A 6,643-nucleotide genomic window follows, 5' to 3' on the forward strand; every position below is an offset into this window, starting at 1 on the left:
GCGCGGGGCTGTATCGATGTGCTGCTCCGCCGCGTGGGCGCGAGCAACCACACGCAACCCGCACCCGCCAGAACACCCCGAGGACCGAACCCTGAGGCGAAGGGCATCGCGAGTTACGTTGGTCGTCAACAGCCGACCGAACGGAGCCCCGATGCCCTTCGCCCGCCTGGCCACAGCAACAACCCCCACCTGCCACATCGGCCTCGGCCTCGCCGCCGTCGGACGCCCCGGCTACATCAACCTCGGCCGGGACGAAGACCTCAGAGAGGACCGCAGTGTCGAGACGCTGCGCACCCGCACCCACGAACTCCTGGACGCCGCCTACGCCCAAGGCGTCCGCTACTTCGACGCCGCCCGCTCCTACGGCCGCTCGGAAGAGTTCCTCGCCGATTGGCTGAACACAAGGCCCGGCCTCGAGGACATCGTCGTAGGCAGCAAGTGGGGCTACACCTACACCGCCGACTGGTCCACCGACGCCGAGACGCACGAGGTCAAGGACCACACCCTCGCCACCTACGAACGGCAGCGCGCCGAGACCGACGCCCTGCTCGGTGACCGGCTCGACCTCTACCAGATCCACTCGGTGACCCCGGACAGCCCGGCCCTCACCGACAAGGAGCTGCACGCGAAGCTCGCGGAAGCCGCCGCCGAGGGACTCACCATCGGCTTCTCCACCAGCGGCCCCGCCCAGGCGGACGCGATCCGCGCCGCCCTCGCCGTCACGGTCGACGGCGAACCCCTCTTCCGTACCGTCCAGTCGACGTACAACGCGCTGGAGACCTCCGCCGCTCCCGCCCTCGCCGAGGCCCACGACGCCGGGCTCACCGTGATCGTCAAGGAGGGCATGGCCAACGGCCGGCTCGCCGGGCCGCACGCGCCGGACGTGCTGAAGGAGATCGCCGAGGAGGCCGGGCTGGGCTGCGACGCCGTCGCCCTGGCGGCGATCCTGCGGCAGCCCTGGGCCGGCGTCGTCCTCTCCGGCGCGGCCACCATCACCCAGCTCGCCTCCAACCTGCACGCGGCGGTCGTCGACCTCGACGACGACCAGCTGGCCCGACTCGCCACGCTGGTCGAGGAACCGCAGGCGTACTGGGAGCGGCGCGGGCAGCTGCCCTGGCACTGATCACACCTCTCCGTGAACCGGCAGCCGTGAGTCACGCATGCCCACCATGAGACATTGATGTCTCATATGGAGTATGGTTGTCTCATGGCTGTCGATCCTGACCACGTGCTGCGCGCCGCCGCGGCCCTGCTGACCCGCAAATCCACCGCGACCATGGACGAGGTCGCCAAGGCCGCCGGGATCAGCCGCGCCACGCTGCACCGCCACTTCGCCGGGCGTGACGCCCTCGTCCGGGCGCTGGAGTCGCTGGGCATCGCGGAGTGCGAGGCCGCGCTGGACGCCGCCCGGCTCGACGACGGCACGGCGAGCGAGGCCGTACGCCGGCTGGTCGGGGCCATGGAGCCCGCCGCCGGACTGCTCGGGTTCCTCTACACCGAGAACCAGCTGTTCGAGGGCGAGGCGCAGAACCCGGGCTGGACCCTGATCGACGAGCGGATCTCCGCCCTGTTCCGGCGCGGCCAGCTCGGCGGCGAGTTCCGCATCGACCTCACGCCGGCCTGGCTCACCGAGGCGCTCTACGGCCTGATGGCCTCCGGCGCCTGGATGGTGCAGAGCGGCAAGGGCGCCCCCAGGGACTTCCAGCACATGATCGTCGAGCTGCTGCTCGGCGGCGCACTACGGAGAGAGGAATCATGACCAGCACCTTGCAGCCGGCGGAGACGGCCGAGGCGGTGAAGCGCCCGGGCCGCTGGCTCGCGCTCGGCGTCCTGGTGCTCGCCGTGCTGCTGGTGGCCGTCGACGCGACCGTCCTCGGTCTCGCGACCCCCTACATCAGTGAGGACCTGAAGCCCTCCGGCACACAGCTGCTGTGGATCGGCGACGTCTACTCGTTCGTCATCGCCGGTCTGCTCGTCTCCATGGGCAGCCTCGGCGACCGGATCGGCCGCAAGCGGATCCTGCTGACCGGTGCCACCGCGTTCGGCGCGATATCCGTGTTCAACGCCTACGCCACCACCCCCGAGATGCTGATCGTGGCGCGGGCGCTGCTCGGTGTCGCCGGCGCGACCCTGATGCCGGCCACGCTGGCCCTGATCCGCAACCTCTTCCACGACCCGCGCGAACGCAGTCTCGCCGTCGGCATCTGGGGCGCCACCGCCTCCGCCGGTACGGCCGTCGGACCGATCGTCGGCGGATTCCTGCTGGAGCACTTCTGGTGGGGCTCGGTCTTCCTGATCAACCTGCCCGTGATGGCCGTCCTGGTGCTCGTCGGTATCAAGCTGCTGCCCGAGTCGCGCACCGCGAACCCCGGTCCCTGGGACCTGGTCAGCGTCGTGCTGTCGCTGGTCGGCATGGTCGGTGTCGTGTACGCGATCAAGGAGGCCGCCACCCACGGCTTCGCATGGAGCACCCTCGGCGCGGGCCTGCTGGGCGTGGCCGCCCTCTACGGGTTCGTACGCCGCCAGCTCACGCTTCCGGCCCCGCTGCTGGACATGCGGCTGTTCCGCAACCGCGGCTTCAGCGGGGCGGTGCTGGCCGACCTGCTGACCATTCTCGGCCTGTCCGGGCTGGTGTTCTTCCTCTCCCAGTACCTGCAACTCGTCCAGGGCAGGCGCCCGTTCGAGGCGGGCCTGGCGGAACTGCCCGCCGCGATCGGCGCGGTGGTGGCCGGACTGGCCGCGGGGCGCGCGGCCCGGCGCTTCTCGGTGCGGGCCGTCGTCTCCGGGGGGCTCGCGGCGATCGGGCTCGCCCTGGCAGCGCTCACGGTGATCGGCCAGTCCACCGGCTACCCGCTGCTCGGGGCCGCACTGCTGGTGGTCGGCGTCGGAGCCGGTTTCTCGTTCACCGTGACCGCCGACGTGATCCTCTCCAGCGTCCCCAAGGAGCAGGCCGGTTCCGCGTCCGCCGTCTCCGAGACGGCGTACGAACTCGGCGCGGCCCTCGGCATCGCCGTGCTCGGCTCCATCGTGACCGGCGTCTACCGCGACTTCACCGGCCCGGCGGGCACACCGGCCGCGGCCCACGAGTCGCTGGGCGGCGCCGTGGAGGCGGCCGCGAGCATGCCCGCGCACACCTCCGCGGTGATGCTGGACGCGGCCCGCACGTCCTTCGTCGACGGCCTGGCCCTCGCGGCGGGCGTCGGAGCGACGGTCCTGCTGTCGGCGGCGGTGGCGGCGTGGTTCCTGCTGCGGGGACAGCGGCTGGAGAGCGGGGCGGAACACCCCTAGGTTGTGAGCGTGTGGTGTGGGCCGACCCTTCCACCGGCCCTGCTCAGCCGCGCCTTTAAGCCCGTTTTCGCCCTCGCCTGATGGTCTTGGCTCCGTAACCCGACGTCGTTCCCCACGGCCGAAGGAGCCACCGATCATGACACGTCGTACGAAGAAGGCGATCGTCACCGTCTCCGTCCTGGCCGCCGCCGGCCTCGCGGGCGGCGGTGTCGCGCTCGCCGCCGACGGTGACGAGACGCCGCGCGAGCAGGTCAGGTTCGTCGTCGAGGAGGGCACCTCCTCCGGCGGAGGCGCGGCGGGCGACGAGGACTGCCCGTGGAAGGACGGCGGCACCGCCCCGAGCGGCACCGCTCCCAGTGGCGGCGACCCCGCCTCGGAGCTGTGACCGTGGCCACCGCCCCGGCCGCCATGACCCCCGACGGCAAGCTCCTGGAAGAGGCCCTCTTCGAGGTCAAGCGGGTGATCGTCGGCCAGGACCGCATGGTGGAGCGGATGTTCACCGCCGTGCTGGCCCGGGGCCACTGCCTGCTGGAGGGCGTGCCGGGCGTCGCCAAGACGCTGGCCGCGAAGACCCTGGCGCATGTCGTGGGCGGACGGTTCGCCCGGCTCCAGTTCACGCCCGACCTCGTCCCCTCCGACATCACCGGCACCCGCATCTACCGGCCCTCCCAGGAGACCTTCGACATCGAACCCGGCCCGGTCATCGCCAACATCGTCCTGGCCGACGAGATCAACCGCGCCCCCGCCAAGGTGCAGTCCGCCCTGCTGGAGGTCATGGGCGAGCACCAGGTCTCCATCGGCGGCACCACACTGCCCGTCCCCGAGCCCTTCCTCGTCCTCGCCACCCAGAACCCGATCGAGTCCGAGGGCGTCTACCACCTCCCCGAGGCCCAGCGCGACCGCTTCCTGCTCAAGGTGGAGGTCGCCGCGCCCAGCGAGTCCGAGGAACTCGCCATCCTCTACCGGATGAGCGTCGACCCTCCCCGCCCGCGCCGGGTCCTCACCCCCGAGCGGCTGGTCGCGCTCCAGCGGTCCACCGACGAGGTGTTCGTGCACCACGCCGTCGCCGAGTACGCCGTACGGCTCGTCTGCGCGACGCGTGAACTGGCCGGTCCTCAGCGGCGGCTGGCCCACGGCGCCGGTCCCCGCGCCACCCTCGGCCTGGTCGCCGCCGCCCGTGCGCTGGCCCTGCTGCGGGGCCGCGGTTACGTCCTGCCCGAGGACGTCGGCGACCTGGCGCACGAGGTCGTCGGACACCGCCTCGTCCTTTCCTTCGACGCGCTCGCCGACGGAGTGACCGGGCCGCAGATCGTCGACGAGGTGCTCGCCTCCGTGGAACAGCCGCGGATCAGCCCCCGTCAGGCGGCCGAGGAGGCGGCGGCATGACCCCCACCCTCGGTGAACTCACCCCCGAGCAGGCGCTGCGGCACCTGGAGCTGCTCTTCACCCGCCACCCCGACGGCCTGCTCCAGGGCGACCACCCGTCCCTGCTGCCCGGGCCCGGCGACGAGGTCGCGGAGACCCGGCCGTACGTCATCGGCGACGACGTCCGGCGGATGGACTGGAACGCCACCGCCCGCACCACCGTCCCGCACGTCCGCCTCACCCTCGCCGACCGCGAACTCACCACCTGGATCGTGCTCGACGCCTCCGCCAGCATGGATTTCGGCACCGCCCGCATGGAGAAGCGGGACCTCGCGGTCGGCGCGGCGGCCGCGGTCGCGTTCCTCACCGAACGGGCCGGCAACCGCCTCGGCGCCGTCTTCGCCGGACAGGGCCCCGGGGACCGTCTCCCGGGAGGCGGACCGTACGGCAGCCGGCGCATCCCGCCCCGCACCGGCCGTCGCCACCTGCTCGCGATCCTGCGGACCGCCCTCGAACGCCCGCGCGTCACCCCCGGGCCCCCGGCACACCACCTCGCCGACGCCCTGCACACCCTGCGCGTCCTGCCCGCCCGCGGCCTGGTCGCCGTCGTCTCCGACTTCCTGGAGACCGGCTGGGAACAGCCCCTGAAGACCCTCGCCCGCCGGCACCAGGTCCTCGCCGTGGAGATCGTCGACCCGCGCGAACTGGACCTGCCGCCCGTCGGGCTGCTCACCGTCGTCGACCCGGAGACCGGACGCAGCCGCGAGATCTCCACGCACACCCGGGGCCTGCGGGAGCGCTACGCACGGGCCGCGCTGGAGCAACGGGCACTGATCCGGCAGTCCATCCGCCGCTCGGGCGCCGCCCATCTGCGGCTGCGCACCGACCGGGACTGGGTCCGCGACGTGGTCCGGTACGTCGAGACGCAGCGGCGCCGGGCCGGCGGCGGGGCGGCATGAGGGAGGCATGATGAGTCTGCGCTCACCCGGCTGGCTCCTGCTGCTCGTGCCGCTCGCCGGCCTGATCGCCGCGTATGTGCTGGTCCAGCGCCGGCGCAGCCGCTATGCCGTCCGCTTCACCAACCTCGACCTGCTCGACAAGGTCGCGCCGAGCAGGCCCGGCTGGCGCCGGCACGCCCCGGCTGCCGTCTTCTGCGCCACGCTCGCGCTGCTGGTGCTGGGCTTCGCCCGGCCGACGGCCGACGTGCAGGTCCCGCGGGAACGGGCCACGATCATGATCGCCTTCGACACGTCCGGCTCCATGGAGGCCACCGACGTCGAACCCACTCGATTCGTGGCCGCCCAGCGCGCCGCCCTCGCGTTCGTCGACCGGCTGCCCGAGCGGTTCAACACCGGACTGGTCTCCTTCAGCGGCTCGGCCACGGTCGCGGTGCCGCCGACCACCGACCGCGTGGTGCTGCGCTCGGCCATCGAGCAGCTCACCCTCGGCCAGGCCACGGCGATCGGCGACGCCGTCATCGCCGCCCGCGACGCCATCCGCGCGCTCGACCGGCAGGCCGAGACCGAACCGCCGCCCGCCCACATCGTGCTGCTGTCCGACGGCGCCAACACCTCCGGCCGCTCGATCGAGTCGGCGGCCGAGGAGGCGGCCGGCGACCGCATCCCGGTCTCGACGATCGCCTACGGCACCGAGGACGGCGTCGTCGACCTCGGCGGCGGCCGCATCCTCCAGGTCCCCGTCGACGGCCCCGCCCTGGAGAACCTCGCCTCCCGCACCGGCGGCGACTACCACGAGGCCGCCACCGGAGAGGAACTCCAGGCGGTCTACGAGGACATCGGCAGCTCCGTCGGCTACCGCACCGAGGAGCGCGAGATCTGGCAGTGGTTCGTGGCCGCCGGCCTGGTCACGGCACTCGTGACGGCCGCGCTGTCCCTGCTGTGGTTCTCGCGGCTCCCGTGATGAAGGAGGTACGACCGTGCCCGACCCCCATCCCCGCTCCGGCCTGGGCGAGCCCCGCGGCCCGTCCTTC

Annotated in this window: 7 protein-coding genes; all 7 read left to right on the forward strand. The window is 72.7% G+C overall.

All coding sequences use genetic code 11. From position 1 onward, the window contains the following. Positions 1-151 precede the first annotated feature (151 nt). The 7 genes from CA983_RS38915 (at position 152) to CA983_RS38945 (ending at position 6,573) form a co-directional block, all read left to right on the forward strand. Positions 152-1,123, forward strand: a complete 972-nt coding sequence (locus CA983_RS38915; RefSeq protein WP_086605423.1) for an aldo/keto reductase — start codon at positions 152-154, stop codon at positions 1,121-1,123. An 84-nt stretch (positions 1,124-1,207) separates the two neighbouring features. Beyond that, positions 1,208-1,759, forward strand: a complete 552-nt coding sequence (locus CA983_RS38920; RefSeq protein WP_244207282.1) for a TetR/AcrR family transcriptional regulator — start codon at positions 1,208-1,210, stop codon at positions 1,757-1,759. Then, entirely contained in the window at positions 1,756-3,288 is a 1,533-nt protein-coding gene (locus CA983_RS38925; protein WP_086605425.1) for an MFS transporter, read from the forward strand. Before CA983_RS38920 ends, CA983_RS38925 begins: the two co-directional genes overlap by 4 nt. 136 nt (positions 3,289-3,424) lie before the next feature. Continuing rightward, positions 3,425-3,673 (forward strand): hypothetical protein, encoded by a 249-nt coding sequence (locus CA983_RS38930; protein WP_086605426.1) that lies wholly within the window; start codon positions 3,425-3,427, stop codon positions 3,671-3,673. Between the two features lie 2 nt (positions 3,674-3,675). Further along, positions 3,676-4,674 (forward strand): AAA family ATPase, encoded by a 999-nt coding sequence (locus CA983_RS38935; protein ID WP_244207283.1) that lies wholly within the window; start codon positions 3,676-3,678, stop codon positions 4,672-4,674. Further along, complete coding sequence (locus CA983_RS38940; RefSeq protein WP_086605427.1) at positions 4,671-5,612, forward strand: DUF58 domain-containing protein; 942 nt, start codon at positions 4,671-4,673, stop codon at positions 5,610-5,612. Before CA983_RS38935 ends, CA983_RS38940 begins: the two co-directional genes overlap by 4 nt. Before the next feature lie 7 nt (positions 5,613-5,619). Further along, positions 5,620-6,573 carry a VWA domain-containing protein gene (locus CA983_RS38945; protein ID WP_244207284.1) on the forward strand — a complete coding sequence of 318 codons (954 nt, stop codon included), beginning with the start codon at positions 5,620-5,622 and terminating at the stop codon, positions 6,571-6,573. Positions 6,574-6,643: the final 70 nt, after the last annotated feature.

Source organism: Streptomyces swartbergensis, assembly GCF_002148965.1.
GTDB lineage: Bacteria > Actinomycetota > Actinomycetes > Streptomycetales > Streptomycetaceae > Streptomyces > Streptomyces swartbergensis.

What these genes read in the sequence shown, in the direction of transcription:
- CA983_RS38915 (WP_086605423.1), top strand. Translation starts at nt 152, where the DNA reads ATGCCCTTCGCCCGCCTGGCCACAGCAACAACCCCCACCTGCCACATC.
- CA983_RS38940 (WP_086605427.1), top strand. Translation starts at nt 4,671, where the DNA reads ATGACCCCCACCCTCGGTGAACTCACCCCCGAGCAGGCGCTGCGGCAC.
- CA983_RS38930 (WP_086605426.1), top strand. Translation starts at nt 3,425, where the DNA reads ATGACACGTCGTACGAAGAAGGCGATCGTCACCGTCTCCGTCCTGGCC.
- CA983_RS38925 (WP_086605425.1), top strand. Translation starts at nt 1,756, where the DNA reads ATGACCAGCACCTTGCAGCCGGCGGAGACGGCCGAGGCGGTGAAGCGC.
- CA983_RS38920 (WP_244207282.1), top strand. Translation starts at nt 1,208, where the DNA reads ATGGCTGTCGATCCTGACCACGTGCTGCGCGCCGCCGCGGCCCTGCTG.
- CA983_RS38945 (WP_244207284.1), top strand. Translation starts at nt 5,620, where the DNA reads ATGATGAGTCTGCGCTCACCCGGCTGGCTCCTGCTGCTCGTGCCGCTC.